The organism is Lutibacter oricola, assembly GCF_900106565.1.
Lineage (GTDB): Bacteria > Bacteroidota > Bacteroidia > Flavobacteriales > Flavobacteriaceae > Lutibacter > Lutibacter oricola.
Genome location: NZ_FNNJ01000002.1, coordinates 222421 through 240239, shown reverse-complemented (window position 1 = coordinate 240239; position 17819 = coordinate 222421). Strand labels below are relative to the sequence as shown.

At 29.1% G+C, this 17819-nt stretch carries 17 protein-coding genes; 13 read left to right on the top strand and 4 right to left on the bottom strand.

Annotated elements, in window-relative coordinates; genetic code table 11:
• Positions 1 to 205 precede the first annotated feature (205 nt).
• Genes BLU40_RS05785 through BLU40_RS05775 form a run of 3 tightly spaced genes read left to right on the top strand, consistent with a single transcriptional unit; the run spans position 206 to position 2867 of the window.
• Complete coding sequence (locus BLU40_RS05785; RefSeq protein ID WP_090120979.1) at positions 206 to 979, top strand: XRE family transcriptional regulator; 774 nt, start codon at positions 206 to 208, stop codon at positions 977 to 979.
• Entirely contained in the window at positions 979 to 2385 is a 1407-nt protein-coding gene (locus BLU40_RS05780; RefSeq protein ID WP_090120977.1) for an exonuclease domain-containing protein, read from the top strand. Before BLU40_RS05785 ends, BLU40_RS05780 begins: the two co-directional genes overlap by 1 nt.
• 5 nt (positions 2386 to 2390) lie before the next feature.
• A complete protein-coding gene (locus BLU40_RS05775) occupies positions 2391 to 2867 on the top strand; it encodes a hypothetical protein (protein WP_090120974.1) in 477 nt (158 codons plus the stop codon).
• On the opposite strand, the gene BLU40_RS05770 is transcribed toward BLU40_RS05775, so the two are convergent.
• Positions 2856 to 3617, bottom strand: coding sequence for an MBL fold metallo-hydrolase (locus BLU40_RS05770; protein WP_090120972.1), 762 nt, complete (start codon positions 3615 to 3617; stop codon positions 2856 to 2858). The two genes, BLU40_RS05775 and BLU40_RS05770, sit on opposite strands and share 12 nt — an antisense overlap.
• 368 nt (positions 3618 to 3985) lie before the next feature.
• Between BLU40_RS05770 and BLU40_RS05765 the strand changes: the two genes are divergently transcribed.
• The 7 genes from BLU40_RS05765 to BLU40_RS05735 all read left to right on the top strand — a co-directional run bounded on the left by BLU40_RS05765 (position 3986) and on the right by BLU40_RS05735 (position 10102).
• Positions 3986 to 5092 (top strand): Re/Si-specific NAD(P)(+) transhydrogenase subunit alpha, encoded by a 1107-nt coding sequence (locus BLU40_RS05765; RefSeq protein WP_090120970.1) that lies wholly within the window; start codon positions 3986 to 3988, stop codon positions 5090 to 5092.
• Positions 5093 to 5102: 10 nt separating this feature from the next.
• Complete coding sequence (locus BLU40_RS05760) at positions 5103 to 5411, top strand: NAD(P) transhydrogenase subunit alpha part 2 (protein WP_090120968.1); 309 nt, start codon at positions 5103 to 5105, stop codon at positions 5409 to 5411.
• The gene (locus BLU40_RS05755; RefSeq protein ID WP_090120966.1) at positions 5411 to 6811 is read left to right on the top strand and encodes an NAD(P)(+) transhydrogenase (Re/Si-specific) subunit beta; all 1401 of its coding nucleotides are present in this window, start codon (positions 5411 to 5413) and stop codon (positions 6809 to 6811) included. Before BLU40_RS05760 ends, BLU40_RS05755 begins: the two co-directional genes overlap by 1 nt.
• 119 nt (positions 6812 to 6930) lie before the next feature.
• The gene (locus tag BLU40_RS05750; protein WP_090120963.1) at positions 6931 to 8382 is read left to right on the top strand and encodes a nicotinate-nucleotide adenylyltransferase; all 1452 of its coding nucleotides are present in this window, start codon (positions 6931 to 6933) and stop codon (positions 8380 to 8382) included.
• 58 nt (positions 8383 to 8440) lie between these two features.
• Positions 8441 to 8980 (top strand): RNA polymerase sigma factor, encoded by a 540-nt coding sequence (locus tag BLU40_RS05745; protein ID WP_394331705.1) that lies wholly within the window; start codon positions 8441 to 8443, stop codon positions 8978 to 8980.
• A gap of 34 nt (positions 8981 to 9014) precedes the next feature.
• Positions 9015 to 9638 (top strand): hypothetical protein, encoded by a 624-nt coding sequence (locus BLU40_RS05740; RefSeq protein ID WP_090120960.1) that lies wholly within the window; start codon positions 9015 to 9017, stop codon positions 9636 to 9638.
• Between the two features lie 2 nt (positions 9639 to 9640).
• Positions 9641 to 10102 carry a hypothetical protein gene (locus BLU40_RS05735; protein ID WP_090120957.1) on the top strand — a complete coding sequence of 154 codons (462 nt, stop codon included), beginning with the start codon at positions 9641 to 9643 and terminating at the stop codon, positions 10100 to 10102.
• Positions 10103 to 10146: 44 nt separating this feature from the next.
• Here the strand turns inward: BLU40_RS05735 and BLU40_RS05730 are convergent, their stop codons facing one another.
• The gene (locus tag BLU40_RS05730; RefSeq protein WP_090120954.1) at positions 10147 to 11772 is read right to left on the bottom strand and encodes an ABC-F family ATP-binding cassette domain-containing protein; all 1626 of its coding nucleotides are present in this window, start codon (positions 11770 to 11772) and stop codon (positions 10147 to 10149) included.
• Between the two features lie 169 nt (positions 11773 to 11941).
• On the opposite strand from BLU40_RS05730, the gene BLU40_RS05725 reads away from it, so the two are divergent.
• Both BLU40_RS05725 and BLU40_RS05720 read left to right on the top strand, forming a co-directional pair.
• Entirely contained in the window at positions 11942 to 13327 is a 1386-nt protein-coding gene (locus BLU40_RS05725; RefSeq protein ID WP_090120951.1) for a TlpA family protein disulfide reductase, read from the top strand.
• 101 nt (positions 13328 to 13428) lie between these two features.
• Positions 13429 to 15279 (top strand): DEAD/DEAH box helicase, encoded by a 1851-nt coding sequence (locus tag BLU40_RS05720; protein ID WP_090120948.1) that lies wholly within the window; start codon positions 13429 to 13431, stop codon positions 15277 to 15279.
• Positions 15280 to 15310: 31 nt separating this feature from the next.
• Here the strand turns inward: BLU40_RS05720 and BLU40_RS05715 are convergent, their stop codons facing one another.
• Positions 15311 to 15658 carry a T9SS type A sorting domain-containing protein gene (locus tag BLU40_RS05715; RefSeq protein WP_090120947.1) on the bottom strand — a complete coding sequence of 116 codons (348 nt, stop codon included), beginning with the start codon at positions 15656 to 15658 and terminating at the stop codon, positions 15311 to 15313.
• Between the two features lie 188 nt (positions 15659 to 15846).
• The gene (gene rocD, locus BLU40_RS05710) at positions 15847 to 17091 is read right to left on the bottom strand and encodes an ornithine--oxo-acid transaminase (protein ID WP_090120945.1); all 1245 of its coding nucleotides are present in this window, start codon (positions 17089 to 17091) and stop codon (positions 15847 to 15849) included.
• A 243-nt stretch (positions 17092 to 17334) separates the two neighbouring features.
• On the opposite strand from rocD, the gene BLU40_RS05705 reads away from it, so the two are divergent.
• The gene (locus tag BLU40_RS05705) at positions 17335 to 17751 is read left to right on the top strand and encodes a c-type cytochrome (RefSeq protein WP_090120943.1); all 417 of its coding nucleotides are present in this window, start codon (positions 17335 to 17337) and stop codon (positions 17749 to 17751) included.
• The last annotated feature ends 68 nt before the right edge of the window (positions 17752 to 17819 follow it).

The window sequence follows — 17819 nt, the reverse complement described above, 5'->3', positions numbered from 1 at the left end:
GAAAATACACTCACTTTTTTGTAAAAAAAACGCAAAAAAAAATGCCATTTCTGCGTAAAAAATGATTTTTCAATAATAAAACTTCTGCTTCTCTAACAATTCTATCAAACAAATAATATTTAATAATTAAGAAGATTAGGAAAATTAAAAAAAAATAGTACCTTAGCTTAAAATATTAGCAATCAAAACCAATATAATTAGCTTTATGATTTTTTTACCAAAAAACATTAAACATTTACGTGCTCTAAAAGGACTTACTCAAGAGCAATTTGCAAAGCATTTTAATATAACACGTTCTCGCATAAGTTCATACGAAGAAAATAGAGCTACTCCTCAAGTAGATTTTTTAATTGAATTATCTAATTATTTCAATATACCTATTGATGCCTTATTAAAAAATGATTTAACTGGCGCTACAGAAGAAACTTTTATTAATATTGGTAGCGAACGTGTTTTATTTCCAATTACGGTAGATAATAATGAAGAAGAAATGATTGACATTGTTCCTGTAGAAGCTTCTGCAGGTTATTTAAGAGGTTATTCAGATCCTGAATATATAGAACACCTAAATAAAATTAAACTGCCATTTTTACCAACTGGTACGCATAGAGCTTTTCCTATAAAAGGAGATTCTATGTTACCCGTAAAAAGCGGTTCATATATTGTTGCTAAATTTATTGAAGACATACACGATATTAGAAATGGAAAAACATATATAATATTGTCTAGAAGTGAAGGAATGGTTTACAAACGTGTTTTTAAACAAATTGAAGAACACAATATGTTATTAATGGTATCAGATAATAAAAAATATGATCCTTATTATTTGCCAGTTGCAGATGTTTTAGAAATTTGGGAATTTACTTGTAGCATTAACACGCAAGAATATAATGAGCACGAATTAAAAATTAGTAGTATTGCAAATATGCTTACACAACTAGGTGTTGAATTAAAAGAATTGGAAAAAACATTAAATTAATGTATTCTATTATAGATATTGAAACTACAGGGCATAGTTCTAAAATTACTGAAATTTCTATTTTTGTGTTTGATGGCGAAAAGGTAATTAATGAATACACAACATTGGTTAACCCAGAAAGCAATATTCCACCATTTATAACAAATTTAACTGGTATAAATAATGCAATGGTTGCCAATGCTCCAAAGTTTTATGAAATAGCTAAAAAGGTAAACGAAATTACTAAAGACACTGTTTTTGTTGCTCATAATGTTAATTTCGATTATAATATTATTCATAAAGAATTTAAGGATTTAGGTTTTGATTTTAAACGAAAAAAACTATGTACTGTTCGTTTATCTAGAAAACTTATTCCTGGTTTAAAATCATACAGTTTAGGATCGCTTTGTAGTACTCAAAATATCCATATACAAGATAGGCACAGAGCCAAAGGTGATGCTGAAGCCACAACCATTTTATTCGAAAAATTATTAAAATTAGATAAAGACCAAACTGTATTCAACTCTTTTTTAAACCCTAAGTCTAAACAAGCTACACTTCCTCCTTTATTACCAAAAAAAGTAGTTGATAACCTTTCTACCAAAGAAGGTGTTTACTATTTTAAAAATAACAAAGGCGAAATTATATATGTAGGTAAAGCAAACAATATAAAGCAACGCGTAACTAGTCACTTTTACGATAAAGCTAAAAAAGAAGTTTCAATGTGTTTAGAAACAGCTAATGTAACGTATACCGAAACTGGTAGCGAACTTTTAGCTCTGCTTTTAGAATCTTCAGAAATAAAAAAAATATACCCCAAATTTAATAGGGCACAACGTAGAACCAGCGAAAGTATTGGTTTATTTACCTATGTTGACAGAAATGGTATAAAACATATTGCTTTTAATAAATTAAAGCTGGTTAAAAATCCATTAATGAAGTTTTACAACGCAACAGATTGTAGACAGTTTATTGAAAAGCTTTGCGATGAATTTGAATTATGCCCAAAATATTGCCACTTACAATCTAATGTTTCTAGCTGTTTTCATTACCAGCTAAAAAAATGCAAAGGCATTTGTAGCAATAAAGAAAGTGTTGCTTTATATAATATTAGAGTACAACAAGCTGTAAATTCTATTCAATTTGAAACCGAAAATTTTGCCATTAAAGAAAAAGGTAGAACTAAAAATGAAAACGCTTATGTGCTTATTTTAAATGGTATTTATAAAGGTTTTGGTTACATTTCAGCTAAAAAACAATTAACAACTGCAAACGATTATTTAAAAATAATTGAACCTAAAAAAGACAATACAGATGTTAAACGCATTCTAAATGCTTTTTTAAAAAAAGAAGAAACTATTATTGAACCTATTAAAGGAGCTTATTATGAACCTGAAACTTTTGATTTATTTTCGCTTCAACCATAAACTTTATGAAAACAGCAACTGTAAAAGAGTTAAAAACAGAACTTAATTATAGTTCACAAGCAGAACTTATTGAGTTATGCTTACAGCTTTCAAAATTTAAAAAAGAAAACAAGGAACTACTCACCTATTTACTTTTTGAAAAATCTAATGAAGAAGGCTTTATTGAAGATGTAAAAATTGAAGTTGATGTTCTATTTACTGAAATTAATACCAATAGTTATTTTTATATTAAAAAGAGTGTGCGTAAAATTCTACGATTAATTAAAAAGTACATTCGCTATTCCAAAAAAAAGGAAACTGAAATTGAGCTACTACTCTACTTTTGTAAAAAATTATCTGAATTTAAACCTTCTGTTCGTAAAAACTCGGTATTATTAGGTATTTTACAAAGAGAAGTAATTTCAGTAAAGAAAAAAATAAAAGTTGTTCACGAAGATTTACAATATGATTATAATTTAGAGTTGAAAAATTTAAACCTCTAAAACCAGCTCGTCATACGCCAAATAAACATTTTTGGGTAATGTTTTTTCAACTTCTTTATGAAAACCTAATAAATGACTAATATGTGTTAAATATGTTTTTTTAGGTTTCAATTCATCAATTAATTGAAGAGCTTCCTCTAAATTTAAATGAGAATGATGTTTTTTATGTCTAATACAACTTAATATTAAAACATCCAGGTTTTTTAATTTCTCTTTTTCTTCCCTTTCAATAGTTTTAACATCAGTTAAGTAGGCAACATTATTAAATCTATAGCCCAAAATATTTAAGTTTCCGTGCATTACTTGAATTGGAATTACCTCTAAACTATTTAATGTAAATGGCTCTTTATCTACAAATACTGGTGAAATACTTGGGGCTCCAGGATATTTATCTTCATCTTTAAAAATATAATCAAAACGTTTAGATAAAATTTCAATTACTCTTTTTTGTGCATACATTGGTACTTTGCCCATTTGAAAACAAAACGGACGTAAATCATCAATACCAAAAGTATGATCAGCGTGATCGTGGGTAACTAAAACACCATCTATTTTACGAACATTGGCACGTAACATTTGGTATCTAAAATCTGGACCACAATCTACAATATACCTATAATTATCCCATTCTACCATAATTGAAACACGCAAACGCTTGTCTTTTTTATCTGTAGAAAAACAAACTGGATGATCGCAGTTAATAACTGGTATACCTTGTGACGTTCCTGTTCCTAAAAAAGTAATCTTCAAACTTAAATTTTTTATAAAAATACACGTATAAATTAAACATACAAACAGTAATTACAAATTTTGAACTATAATTCAAAATTTGTTAATTACGTAATATTTTTACTTAAAACAATTGATTATGCAGTTATTTGCTTAAAATTTTAAATTATTAATCAATTCAAGTATTATATCTCGTATTTTTACTATAAAAATAATCCTAATAAATGTCTAAATATGTAGTACTATTTCCTTTTAGTAGTTTTTTATTTAAAAAACATAAATTCTAATAAGAATTACATAATATTGAGTTAGTTTTACTTTATATATTTTATTAGTAAAATAATGTTTTAAATATAAAGTATACGTAAATATTAAAACAATCAATCATAATGAAAATAGGTATTTTAAAAGAACAAAAAAAAGGCGAAAAGAGGGTTGCTATTTCACCCAACATAGCCAAACAACTAATTTCCAAAGGTTTTGAGATTTTAGTTGAAGATGATGCTGGTAAGGCCTCATCGTACAAAAACTCAAACTACACAGAAGTTGGTGCTACTGTAGAAAAACGAGGAGTAATTTTTAAAGAAGGACAAATTCTTGTTAAAATTAACCCTTTTGATGAAGATGATTTAAAACTTATTGATAGCAATCATATTTTAATGAGTCAATTATTTCATATTTCTAATAAAGAATTGGTTAATGCTATTGCTGCAAAAGGAGCAACAGCTTTTTCTATGGATGCTATGCCAAGAATTACACGTGCTCAGGATATGGATGTTTTGAGTTCACAAAACAACTTAGCTGGTTACAAAGCTGTTATTAGAGGTGCTTATGAAATGACTAAGATTTTTCCTTTAATGATGACTGCTGCTGGTACAATTACACCTTCAAGAGTTTTAATTTATGGTGTTGGTGTTGCTGGCTTACAAGCTATAGCAACTGCTAAACGTTTAGGTGCAGTTGTTGAAGCTACAGATATTAGAATGGAAACTAAAGAACAAGCAGAGTCTTTAGGTGCTAAATTTATTTCTGTAGATAATACTGGTGAAGAAAAAGCTGAAGGTGGTTATGCAAAAGAAGCCTCTGAAGATTATGTAAAAAGACAAAAAGAAGCTGTAAATCAATCACTTTTTAAAGCAGATTTAGTAATTACTACGGCTATGGTTCCTGGTAGAAAATCTCCTGTATTAATTACCAAAGAACAAGTAGAACAAATGAAAGGTGGTGCTGTTATAGTCGATTTAGCCGCAGCACAAGGTGGTAACTGCGAGCTTAGTAAAATGGATGAAACGGTTATTGCTAACGATGTTAAAATAATAGGTACAACCATTGCACCGGAAAGTGTTGCTACAAATGCTAGTGACTTATATGGTAAAAATATGTATAACTTCTTAGTGCATTTGGTTAACAAAGAAGGTGCTTTTAATTGGGATTTAGAAGAAGAAATTACCGATGGAACTTTAATTGTACACGAAGGAAAAATTAGAAAAAATTAAAACATAGAAAATGGATCAATTTTTAGAATTTATAAGTAGTAATCTTCAACTTTTTTATATCCTAATATTAGCGATATTTATTGGTTTTGAATTGATAAAAAACGTACCAACAGTACTGCACACACCATTAATGTCTGGTGCAAATGCACTTAGTGGCGTTGTAATTGTAGGTGCAATTTTAGTAATGTTACAATCTAACCCTGAAGATTATTTGGCTTTAAGCTTAGGTTTTATTGCGGTTGTACTTGGTATTATAAATGTAGTTGGTGGTTTTGCAGTTACCGACAGAATGTTACAAATGTTTAAAAAGAAAAAATAATGAGTATTACATTAAGTATTTTATATTTAATCGCAACAGTAACTTTTGTTGTTGGATTAAAAATGTTAGGACACCCAGAAACTGCAAAAAAAGGTAATTTAACTTCAGCAATAGGTATGGGAGTTGCTATTGTTGGAACAATTTTATTAGCAGAAAAAGAAGTACCAACTATTATATACATATTAATAGGTTCTGCAATTGCAGTTGGAGGAATAATTGGTTGGATAATAGCCATTAAAGTTGAAATGACAAAAATGCCAGAACTAGTATCATTATTTAATGGTTTTGGTGGAGCTAGTGCACTTTTAATTGGTATTGTAGAATTTAATAAAAATATTGGAGTAGACTCTTCTGAAAAAGCTTCAATATCAATTATTGCAACAATTATTGCAGCAATAATAATTGGTAGCATAACCTTTACTGGTAGTTTAGTTGCTTGGGCAAAATTAAATGGCTCAATGAATGATATTCGATTTCCAAAATACAATTTAATAAACAATATTTTATTTATTGGCTTAGTTGCATTTGCTACTTATATAGCTGTTTTAAATACGGATAGTGCTATTTTAATGTATGGTTTATTAGCTGCATCTTTAGTATATGGATTTTTATTTGTGGTACCAATTGGTGGTGCAGATATGCCTGTAGTAATTTCGTTATTAAACTCTTTAACTGGTATTGCAGCTGCAATTACAGGTATTTTATACAATAATATGGTAATGTTAGTTGGTGGTATTCTTGTAGGATCTGCTGGTTTAATATTAACATTTGCTATGTGTAAAGCTATGAACAGATCATTAGCTAGTGTAATTTTTGGAGCCTTTGGTGGTGCCGATGTTGCGGCTGGATCTGGAAGTACTGTTGGTGGTACAGTTAAAAAAACTAGCGCTAGTGATTCTGCTGTTTTATTAAATTATTCAGACAATGTTGTTATTGTTCCTGGTTACGGTTTAGCAGTAGCGCAAGCACAACATGTTATTCATGAATTAGAAGAATTACTTACAAGCAAAGGTGTAAATGTAAAATATGCAATTCATCCTGTAGCTGGTCGTATGCCTGGACATATGAATGTTTTATTAGCTGAAAGTAATGTAGATTATGATAAATTAGTTGAAATGGATGATATTAACCCTTCATTTCCAAATACAGATGTTGTATTGGTAGTTGGAGCAAATGACGTAGTTAATCCAGCTGCACATAATGATCCTTCGAGCCCTATTTATGGTATGCCAATTTTAGATGTTGAAAACGCTAAACATATTATTGTTAACAAACGTAGTATGAAACCTGGTTATGCCGGAATTGAAAACGAATTATTCTTCAACCAAAAAACAAATATGCTATTTGGTGATGCAAAAGATGCTTTAACCGAATTGGTTAGCGAATTAAAAAATATGTAATTCCAAAAATTATATATCTAAAAAAGGGTGAAATTAAATTTTCACCCTTTTTTTATGCGAATAATTTGCCTACTAAATCTCCTTTTTTTTATTAATTTTGTAGAAACCTAAAAAAACCTATGGCTATAAAATTAAAAGGAGATATTGAAATTAGCGATATACCTACTAGCAAAGCGAAAGCATTAAAAATAAATTTAAACAAATACATTTACGGTACTTTTGCTGAAATAGGTGCAGGTCAAGAAACTGTTCGTCATTTTTTTAGAGCTGGTGGTGCGTCTGGTACTATTGCAAAAGCAATGAGTGCTTACGATAAAGATTTCTCAGACTCTATATATGGTATAGAAGATGACGGTAGATATGTTACTGAAGAACGATTAAAAAAAATGATAACTCACGAAATTGAGTTAATGGAAGATCGTTTAAACAGAAAGAAACATCCTGGTAAAATGTTCTTTTCTTATGCAAACACAGTTACAACAATAGATTTTGCCAGAAAATTTAAAGGGCACGGTTGGGTAGGAATCAAATTTCAATTAGATCCTTTAGAAAAATACAACGAAATTATTTTACACGTTCGCTTTAAAGAAACCGACGCTAAACTTCAGCAAGAAACTTTAGGTACTTTAGGGGTTAATTTAATTTACGGAGCATTTTATTTATTCGATAAACCAAAAGAATTATTAAAATCATTATACGACAATTTGCATACTGTACAAATTGAATTGGATATGATTAATTTTTCTGGACCACGTTTTTCTTACGTAGATAATAGACTTATGAGTTTATTATTGGTTAAAAACGGATTTACAAATGCCGTTATGTTTGGCCCAGACGGAAATAACTTATTGCCAGCACAACAATTATACAAAGCCAATATTTTAGCTTTAAGAGGTAGTTTTAGACCTGTTACTAAGGTAAATATGGATATGTATAAAAAAGCAATGGAACTGTTTTTAAATGAAAGTAAAGTTGCAGAAAAAAACACTAAAATTATTTTTGAAATAACATTATCTAACCTCCTTTCGGCAGGTGAAATAGACGAAAGAGATTTTTTAGATAGAGCCGAATTATTATGTTCTCTTGGGCAAAATGTAATGATTACAAGCTACCAAGAATACTATAAATTGGTTGAATATTTTTCTGAGTTTACCAAAGCTCGTATTGGTTTAGCAATGGGTGTAGCTAGTTTTATTCAAATATTTGACGAAAAATACTACAGAAATTTAAGTGGTGGAATTTTAGAAGCTTTTGGAAAACTATTCTTTAAAGATTTAAAAGTGTACTTGTATCCATTTAAAAATCAAAAAACACAAGAAATTGTTACTAGTAAAAATTTAAAAGTACATCCACGTATGAAAGAGTTATACAAATTCTTTAAATACAACGGAAAAGTATTAGATATTGAAGATTACAATCCTGAACTTTTAGAAGTTTTTTCTAGAAAAGTTTTAAAAATGATTGCTGAAGGTGAAGAAGGCTGGGAAGCTATGTTACCTACTGGAATTTCTGAAACAATTAAAGATCATAGACTTTTTGGATACTCAAAAAGGAAATTCAACAAAAAATAATTATAACCTAATTAAACTTTTAGTACATTTAGTAGTCTAATTAAAAAAGTTTTACGTGATAGACGAAAAAGTATTAGTTAGCCAACTTAAAAATTCTAGAACCCAAGAAACCGCCTTTCGTAGTTTAATGACTGCGTACAAAGAGCGTTTGTATTGGCATATTCGAAAAATGGTGTTAAATCATGAAGATGCTGATGATGTACTACAAAATACATTTATAAAGGTTTTCAAAAACATTCATAAATTTAACGAAGACAGTAAATTATTTACTTGGATTTATAGAATTGCAACCAACGAAGCCATTACGTTTATTAATAAAAAAGCAAAAGTTAAAAATGTAGAATTAAGTGAACTACAAAGCGAAATGGCTAGTAATTTAGAATCTGACAATCATTTTAATGGCGATCAAATTCAGCTAATACTTCAAAAAGCAATAGTTACATTACCACATAAACAACAACTAGTTTTTAATATGAAGTATTTTGATGAAATGAAATACGATGAAATGTCCGAAATATTAGACACATCGGTAGGCGCTTTAAAAGCTTCGTACTTTCACGCAGTTAAAAAAATAGAAAAATATATAAAAACACATTAAACTATTTCAATTAGATATAGTCTATAATATAGATATGAATAAAGAAGAATTACATAAAATAGCTCCTAATTTAAGCTCAATTTCAAAAAAAGAAATTGGATTTAAAGTACCTGCTAATTACTTTAACTCTGTTGAAGAACTTGTTATTTCTGAAATAAATTTAAAAAATAGCTTAAACAAAAGTTCTCAAGAAATTTTTAAGACTCCTACTAATTATTTTGAAGACATTGAAAGTATAACAATTTCAAAATTAAAGGCTGAAGCATTAAACGAAAAAGACACTCACAATGTGCCAAATAATTATTTTGATTCTATTGAAGATGCTGTTTTTGAAAAACTAAATAAGAAACCTAGTAAAGTAATTCAATTAAAAAATAACGCTAAAAAAGTATTTATACCTTTAGCTATAGCTGCTTCGCTCCTACTTATGTTTACGCTAACAAATAATACAGAACCGGTGAGCTTCGATTCTTTAGCTACAAATGATATTGAAAATTGGATTGACGAAGGAAATATAGAGTTAAGCAATACCACATTAGCAAACATTTATGCTGATGTTGAACTAGAAGACTCCTTTTTAGATACTTCTATTAGCGATGATGAATTATTTGAATCTATTGATTTAGAATCTATTGAACAATTTATGATAAAAAATTAAACATGAAAAAAGCACTACTTATATTAATTGTATTTATTACTTCAATTTCTGTTACAACTGCACAAAAAATGAGCAGAGAACGGATTAAATTACTTAAAACATCGTACATAACAGATGCTATTGATTTAACTAGTAACGAAGCTGAAAAATTTTGGCCTGTTTATAATAAGTACAACACGAAAATTCAAACAATAAAATATAATTTAGAAAACGGCTCTTTAAAAGGAGTTAGAGGCGCTGGAAATAATGGAATTGATGACTTAAGCGAAGCTGAAGCTTCAAAAATAATTGAAGCAAGACTTTCTAAAGAAATTGAAATTAGCAAGCAAAAAACTGAAATGATTAAGGAATTGCGAAAAATAATTTCAGCAAAAAAAATATTAAAGCTGCATAAAGCAGAAAGAGATTTCAATCGACGATTGTTACGTGAATTTGGTAAGCGGAAACGAATGAATGGGAAATAAAAAAAAGGGAGCTTAAAGCTCCCTTTTTTTTTATAAATACATTTTTAAGAATACATTTTTTTACGTAATTCTTTTACTTTCGAATCTCCTAAATACTCATCGAATGTTGAATATCTATCAATAACTCCATTTGGTGTAATTTCAATAATTCTATTTGCAACTGTATGTGCAAACTCGTGATCGTGTGTTGTAAACAACACTGTACCTTTAAAGTTGCTTAACGAGTTGTTAAACGCTTGAATAGATTCTAAGTCTAAGTGGTTTGTTGGCTCATCTAACATTAATACGTTTGCTCTCTTCATCATCATTCTAGAAAGCATACAACGTACTTTTTCTCCTCCAGATAATACATTACACATTTTTAATGCTTCTTCACCACTAAAAATCATTTTTCCTAAAAATCCTCTTAAATATACTTCTTCACGCTCTTCTTCAGTTTTAGCATATTGGCGTAACCAATCTACTAAATTCATACTAGCATCAACAAAAAAGTTTGAGTTATCTAGCGGTAAATATGATTGTGTAGTTGTTACACCCCATTGAAACTTACCATTATCTGCATTTGCGTGTCCGTTTAAAACTTCATAAAAAGCAGTTACCGCTCTAGAGTTTTTAGAAATTAAAGCAACTTTATCTCCTTTGTTTAAATTGAAACTAATATCATTAAAAAATACTTCCTCTTCATTTGCTAAAGACAAACCTTCAACATTTAATATTTGATCTCCAGCTTCTCTTTCTCTATCAAAAATAATTGCAGGGTATCTTCTACTTGAAGGCTTAATATCGTCTACATTTAATTTTTCAATCATTTTTTTTCTACTAGTTGCTTGCTTAGATTTTGCAACGTTTGCAGAAAAACGACGAATAAACTCTTCTAATTCTTTCTTTTTATCTTCGGCTTTTTTGTTTTGTTGAGCTCTTTGTTTTGCAGCTAACTGGCTAGACTCGTACCAAAACGAGTAGTTACCTGAGTAATGATTTATTTTTGCATAATCAATATCTGATATATGTGTACAAACAGCATCTAAAAAGTGACGGTCATGCGATACAACAATAACCGTATTATCGTAATTAGCTAAAAAATGCTCTAACCAACCAATTGTTTCAAAATCCAAATCATTGGTAGGCTCATCCATAATTAATACATCTGGATTACCAAATAAAGCTTGTGCTAATAAAACACGTACTTTAGCTTTACCATCTAATTCTGCCATTAGTGTATAATGTTGGTCTTCTTTAATACCTAAGTTAGATAATAAAGTTGCAGCATCACTTTCTGCATTCCAACCTCCCATTTCTTCAAATTCAACACCAAGCTCACCAGCTTTAATACCGTCTTCTTCACTAAAATCTTCTTTAGCGTAAATGGCATCCATTTCTTTTTTAATATCGAATAACTCTTTATTACCCATCATAACCGCATTTAAAACTTCTACTTCATCAAAAGCATAGTGATTTTGCGATAATACAGACATTCTTTTACCTGGTTCTAAATGAACTCCACCGGATGTTGGCTCTATTTCACCAGATAATATTTTTAAAAAAGTAGATTTACCTGCGCCATTGGCTCCAATAATTCCGTAACAATTTCCTACAACAAATTTTGTATTAACCTCGTCAAACAAAACTCTTTTTCCAAATTGAACTGATAAATTTGATACTGAAAGCATTCTTATATATAATTTTTAATTTCGCTGCAAAAGTAATCAATTAGTTTTAGTATAAAACACTTAAATTGAAGTTAATTTTACTTCTTTTAAGATTTCTAATTATACATTTAACAACATGTTAACAAGCTATAAATAATACAGTGTCTATTTTTGTTGTAATTCAATTTCAATGAGATATATATTAAGTATTATTATATTAGCCCTAACCATTAGTTGTAATTCAACAAAAAATGGTAACTCTACAATTTATTTTGGTGGCGAAGTTGTAAATCCAAAATCTAACTATGTTTTGTTATTAAAAGATGATATAGTTATAGACTCTTTAAATTTAGATAAAAACAACCGCTTTATAAATAAATACAATAGTTTAGAAGAAGGCTTATATACTTTTAAACATGGTATTGAATTTCAATATATTTATTTAGAACCTAAAGACAGCATATTAATTCGTTTAAACACATGGGATTTTGATGAATCGCTTGTTTTTAGTGGTAATGGAAGTAGTAAAAATGAATTTTTAATAAATTTATTTTTGCAAAATGAGAAAGAAGAAAAAGCAATGTACCGCTACTTTAATTTAAACGAACAAAAGTTTGAAAGTAAGCTAGATTCTTTAACTAATGAACGCATTTCTATTTATAATAATTTTGCCCAAAATTTACCCAATGAACTTTCGGATGGGTTTAAAAAGTTAACAAACTCTGCAATTCACTTCCCTATTTATCGTTTAAAAGAAGTATACCCTTACTACAATAAAAAGGCAAATAATTTAGCTAAATTCCCAACAGTATCGTCTAACTTTTACAAGTTTAGAAAAGATATTGATTTAGATGAAAGTGATTTAGTTAGTTTTTACCCTTATCAAAACTATGTTGTAAGTTATATGTACAATCTTTCACATCAATTAAAAGAGAAAGACTCTACACAAAACAACATAACAATAAACTTATTAAATGCAATAATTGATAACGTTGAAATTGAAGATTTTAAAAACACTTTATTAAAAAAAGTTGTTGTAAACGATTTTTTAAAAAGTGAATCTACTTGCAGTATTAACGAAAAAACTTTAGAGCTATTTTTAGACAATTGCACTAATAGACAAGCTGTTAACCAGGTTAAAAACTTAGTAAATGACAGTAAAAAAGTTAGAAACAATGCTCCTTTAGAAAATTTTAAAGTTGCTTCAATTACTAAAGACAGTATTAACATAAACGATATTATTAAAAAGAAAAATACTGTAATTTACTTTTGGTCTACAGAGTTTATGTCTTCAGAATATTTAACAAATCGAATTCAATTCTTAGAAAAAAAATATCCATCAATATTATTTATTGGTATTAGTATGCAAAATTCTTTAGAAGAAATTTCTAACGATCCTAATTTTAAAAAATTAGACACCAGCAAACAATTTATTTTAACAAAAAACAGTATTGCAAACACATTTTTAACTAGTAAATACCCTCGCACAATTATTATAGATAATAAGGGTATTGTAAAAAATGGATTTACTTATTTAGATTCTAGAAAGTTAGGTTCGGAATTAAACAAATTATAAAAAAACTACTTTTTAGTCGCTAAGACCAAATATAAGTGTACCTTTGCACGTTTTTTAACCGGTTTATAGATGGGCATCTGTAAATCAATAATTTATACAGAATGACTACATTTAAAGACTTAGGGCTTAATGAAAATATCATTAAGGCTCTAACCGACTTGGGCTATGAAAACCCAACTGAAATTCAAGAAAAAGCAATTCCACAAGTAATTGCATCTAAAGATGATTTAAAAGCTTTCGCACAAACTGGTACTGGTAAAACAGCTGCTTTTAGTTTGCCAATTTTAGAACAAATTGATACAGAAAGTAAAAACACACAAGCTATTATTCTATCTCCAACGCGTGAGTTAGCCTTACAAATAGCAAACAACATTGAAGAATTTGCAAAACACATTAAAGGCTTTAGAGTAGCTGCCGTTTATGGTGGTGCTAATATCGAAGAGCAAATTAGAAAATTAAAAAAAGGTGTACATATTGTTGTTGGAACACCTGGAAGAACTGTTGATTTAATTAACAGAAGACAATTAAAACTTTCTAACGTTGAGTGGCTAGTATTAGACGAAGCAGACGAAATGTTAAATATGGGCTTTAAAGATGAATTAGATAAAATTCTTGCTGCAACTCCAGACGAAAAACAAACGTTATTATTCTCTGCAACATTTCCAAGAGAAGTGGAAAGCATAGCACGTAACTACATGTATAACCCTGTTGAAATTACTTCAGGTGAAAAAAATAAAGGGTCTGATCAAGTATCGCATCAATATTATGTGGTATCTGAACGAAATAGATATGCTGCACTTAAACGTATTGCAGATGTAAACCCAGATATTTACAGTATTATTTTCTGTAGAACTCGTAGAGAAACTCAAGAAATAGCTGATAAATTAATTAAGGATGGTTATAACGCAGACGCATTACACGGAGATTTATCTCAAACACAACGTGATGGTGTTATGGATAAATTCAGAAAAAAGCATTTACAAATTTTAGTTGCTACAGATGTTGCTGCTAGAGGATTAGATGTTAACGATTTAACACACGTAATTAACCATAAATTACCAGACCAAATAGAATCTTACACTCACCGAAGCGGTAGAACTGGTAGAGCTGGTAAAGAAGGTATTTCAATTGCAATTGTATCAGGTAGAGAAAAAGGTAAACTTCGCCCTATTGAAAGAATTATAGGTAAAAAGTTTGTTAGCACTCCAATTCCAACAGGAAAAGAAATTTGCCAAAATCAATTATTAAAATTAATTGATAAAGTACACGATATTGAAGTAAACGAAGATCAAATAACTGAATTCTTACCATCTATTTACGAGAAATTAGAAGGTTTAGATCGTGAAGAGTTAATTAAAAGGTTTGTTTCGTTAGAGTTTAACACATTCTTATCATACTACCAGAACGCTCCTGACTTAAATGACAGCGATCAAATGCGTGGTCAAGATAGTAGAGGAAAACGCAGAGATGACGAGAATATGACTCGTTTCTTTATTAATATTGGTAGAAAAGACAAATTAAACCCTGCAAGATTAATTGGTTTAATTAATGACCAGCAAATTGCGAAAAATATTGAAATTGGTCAGATAGAAATTTTAGACACATTCTCGTTTTTTGAATTAGATAAAAACTACACCAAAGAAACAATAAGTTCTTTTGAAGAAAATGATGTTGATTTTGAAGGTAGAGGTGTAAATGTTGAAATTACTGAAAAGAAACGCTCTGGAAGAGGCGGCGGTGGCCGAAGAAGAAGAGATGGTGGAAACGGTGGAGGCCGTAGAAGAAGAGATAATGATGGTGGTGAAAGAAACGAAAACCGAAGAAGCGGTGGAGGAAGAAAACGTAGTAAAGATCGTAAAGAAGGTGGTGGAAACACTAGCGGATTTGGAAGAAAACGTTCTAACCCAGGCGACTTTGGATCGAATAAGAATTCTAGAAGAAGAAACGGATAAAAAAAAGCGGCTATTAATAGCCGCTTTTTTTTTATAAAATTACTTTCTTTTTAATTTTTTCTCTATCAACTGTTAAAACAATAAATGCTATTCCTTTATAGCCTGGCACATCTAACTTAGTTTTAGTTTGCTTTATAATTTCTTTAGATAAAATTTGCTGTCCCAAAATATTATAAACTTCTACTTTAGTAGAAATTGGTAATTTACTGCTTATATAAATAGTTGAGTTATTACCATATATTTTTACTGTATTATTAAATCTAAAATCAAAATTTACTTGATTTTTTTTTACAAATAAAGCACTTGTAATATTGGGTGGTTTTGCAAAGCTTAGAGAAAAACAACAAATTAAAATTAGTAGGGGTAATTTTTTAATCATAATTATAGGGGTTTAATTATTATTTAAAAATACAAACTAATTATCTAAAAATCAACAAATAACTATGTTTTAACTATTTAATTAATTAACAACAATGTTTATAAGTACTATTTTTTTTGAAAATAGTAACTATAACACATAAAAAAAAGCGACTAATTAGCCGCTTTTCTATATAAATTTTATAAAGTTTAGTTTTCAAACTCTAAAATAGTAGATTCAATTATTGATACACATTCTAATAATTGCTCTTTAGTCATAACTAAAGGTGGTGCAAAACGAATAATGTTGCCGTGTGTTGGCTTAGCTAATAATCCATTATCTCTTAGTTTTATACAAATATCCCAAGCAGTTGAACTATCCTCATCATCGTTAATAACAATAGCATTTAATAACCCTTTACCTCTAACAAGTGAAACAAATTTACTTTTCTCTACCAAACGTGTATTAATTTCTGAACGGAATAATTGTCCTAATTCTTCAGCTTTTTCAGCTAAATTTTCATCAGTAACAACATTTAACGCTGCAATTGCAACGGCACAAGCTAAAGGATTACCTCCAAAAGTTGATCCGTGCTGACCTGGTCTAATAACATCCATTATTTCACTACTAGAAAACACAGCAGAAACTGGGTATACTCCACCACTTAATGCTTTACCTAAAATTAAAATATCTGGCTTTACATTTTCGTGATTAACTGCTAATAATTGACCTGTTCTAGCAACACCTGTTTGAACTTCATCAGCAATAAATAAAACCCCGTGTTTTTCACAAATTTCTTTTGCTTTTGTTAAATATCCTTCTGAAGGAACATAAACTCCAGCTTCACCTTGAATAGGTTCAACTAAAAAACCTGCTACATTTTTATTTGCTTTTATTGTTTCTTCTAAAGCTTCTAAATTATCGTAATCTATTTTTAAGAAACCACTTGTATATGGTCCAAAGTTTTTACGTGCAACTTCATCATTAGAAAAAGATATAATTGTTGTAGTTCTTCCGTGGAAATTATTTTTACAAACAATTATTTGTGCTTCATTTTCAGCAATACCTTTTTTCTCGTAAGCGTATTTTCTACAAAGTTTAATTGCAGTTTCAACCGCCTCTGCTCCTGTATTCATTGGTAATACTTTATCAAAACCAAAATAATTGGTTACAAATTGCTCGTATTTACCTAACATATCGCTATAAAAAGCTCTAGAAGTTAAGGTTAAACTTTCTGCTTGTGTTTTTAATGCTCCAATAATTGCAGGATGGCAATGCCCTTGATTTACTGCAGAATAAGCCGATAAAAAGTCGTAATAACGTTTACCTTCAACATCCCATACAAATACTCCTTCTCCTTTACTTAATACTACTGGTAATGGATGATAGTTGTGAGCTCCATACTCGTTTTCTAAATCAATTGCTTGTTGTGATAATTTGTTTTCTGAAATCATCTTTAAAAAGTTTTATAAATTGAAAAATATCAATTCCTCATTAAAGGAGAGAAATCATCCTAATTGCTCGCAAATTACAATAATTTTCATTTAAAAAAATGTCTTTTTATAATACTAAATTAACATTAGATATTACTATTTAGATTCATTCTAAATTTTAGAATTCAAAAAAATGTTATAATAATTACATAGTGATGTAAAATATTTAAATAAATTTGTAATACATAAATCAATTCAAAAAAAATGAAAAAATCTGTATTAGTATTAGGTCTGTCTGCACTATTTTTTGTTAGTTGTGGTGAAAAAAAGAAAGAAGAAGTAAAAAAAGAAGTTGAAACTAAGGTTGAAACTGTAAAAGAAGAAGTTAAAACAGCTGTTAACAGTATAGAGTTAGGTAAAAAATTATTTACTGAAAAAACTTGTACTACTTGTCACCAAGCTGATGCTAAGGTTATTGGACCTTCAATTAAAGAAATTACTAAAGTTTACGGTGAGCAAAAAGGAAACATTGTTAAGTTTTTAAAAGGAGAATCTCCTGCTATTGTTGATACTGACCCAGGTCAAGTTGCTGTTATGAAAGCTAACTTAGACAGTTTTGTAAAAGATATGAGTGGTGATGAATTAGCTGCAATTGCTGCTTACATGAGAAGTGTAAAATAATTTAACACAATATATTTTAAAAGCATCCTATATTTTGGGATGCTTTTTTTATGCTAAAAATGTACATT

Coding starts and splice junctions, on each gene's coding strand:
- BLU40_RS05750 (WP_090120963.1), top strand. CDS start 6,931: ATGGCTATAAAATTAAAAGGAGATATTGAAATTAGCGATATACCTACT.
- BLU40_RS05725 (WP_090120951.1), top strand. CDS start 11,942: ATGAGATATATATTAAGTATTATTATATTAGCCCTAACCATTAGTTGT.
- BLU40_RS05785 (WP_090120979.1), top strand. CDS start 206: ATGATTTTTTTACCAAAAAACATTAAACATTTACGTGCTCTAAAAGGA.
- BLU40_RS05705 (WP_090120943.1), top strand. CDS start 17,335: ATGAAAAAATCTGTATTAGTATTAGGTCTGTCTGCACTATTTTTTGTT.
- BLU40_RS05735 (WP_090120957.1), top strand. CDS start 9,641: ATGAAAAAAGCACTACTTATATTAATTGTATTTATTACTTCAATTTCT.
- BLU40_RS05740 (WP_090120960.1), top strand. CDS start 9,015: ATGAATAAAGAAGAATTACATAAAATAGCTCCTAATTTAAGCTCAATT.
- BLU40_RS05780 (WP_090120977.1), top strand. CDS start 979: ATGTATTCTATTATAGATATTGAAACTACAGGGCATAGTTCTAAAATT.
- BLU40_RS05715 (WP_090120947.1), bottom strand. CDS start 15,658: ATGATTAAAAAATTACCCCTACTAATTTTAATTTGTTGTTTTTCTCTA.
- BLU40_RS05760 (WP_090120968.1), top strand. CDS start 5,103: ATGGATCAATTTTTAGAATTTATAAGTAGTAATCTTCAACTTTTTTAT.
- BLU40_RS05755 (WP_090120966.1), top strand. CDS start 5,411: ATGAGTATTACATTAAGTATTTTATATTTAATCGCAACAGTAACTTTT.
- BLU40_RS05775 (WP_090120974.1), top strand. CDS start 2,391: ATGAAAACAGCAACTGTAAAAGAGTTAAAAACAGAACTTAATTATAGT.
- BLU40_RS05765 (WP_090120970.1), top strand. CDS start 3,986: ATGAAAATAGGTATTTTAAAAGAACAAAAAAAAGGCGAAAAGAGGGTT.
- BLU40_RS05730 (WP_090120954.1), bottom strand. CDS start 11,772: ATGCTTTCAGTATCAAATTTATCAGTTCAATTTGGAAAAAGAGTTTTG.
- BLU40_RS05720 (WP_090120948.1), top strand. CDS start 13,429: ATGACTACATTTAAAGACTTAGGGCTTAATGAAAATATCATTAAGGCT.
- rocD (WP_090120945.1), bottom strand. CDS start 17,091: ATGATTTCAGAAAACAAATTATCACAACAAGCAATTGATTTAGAAAAC.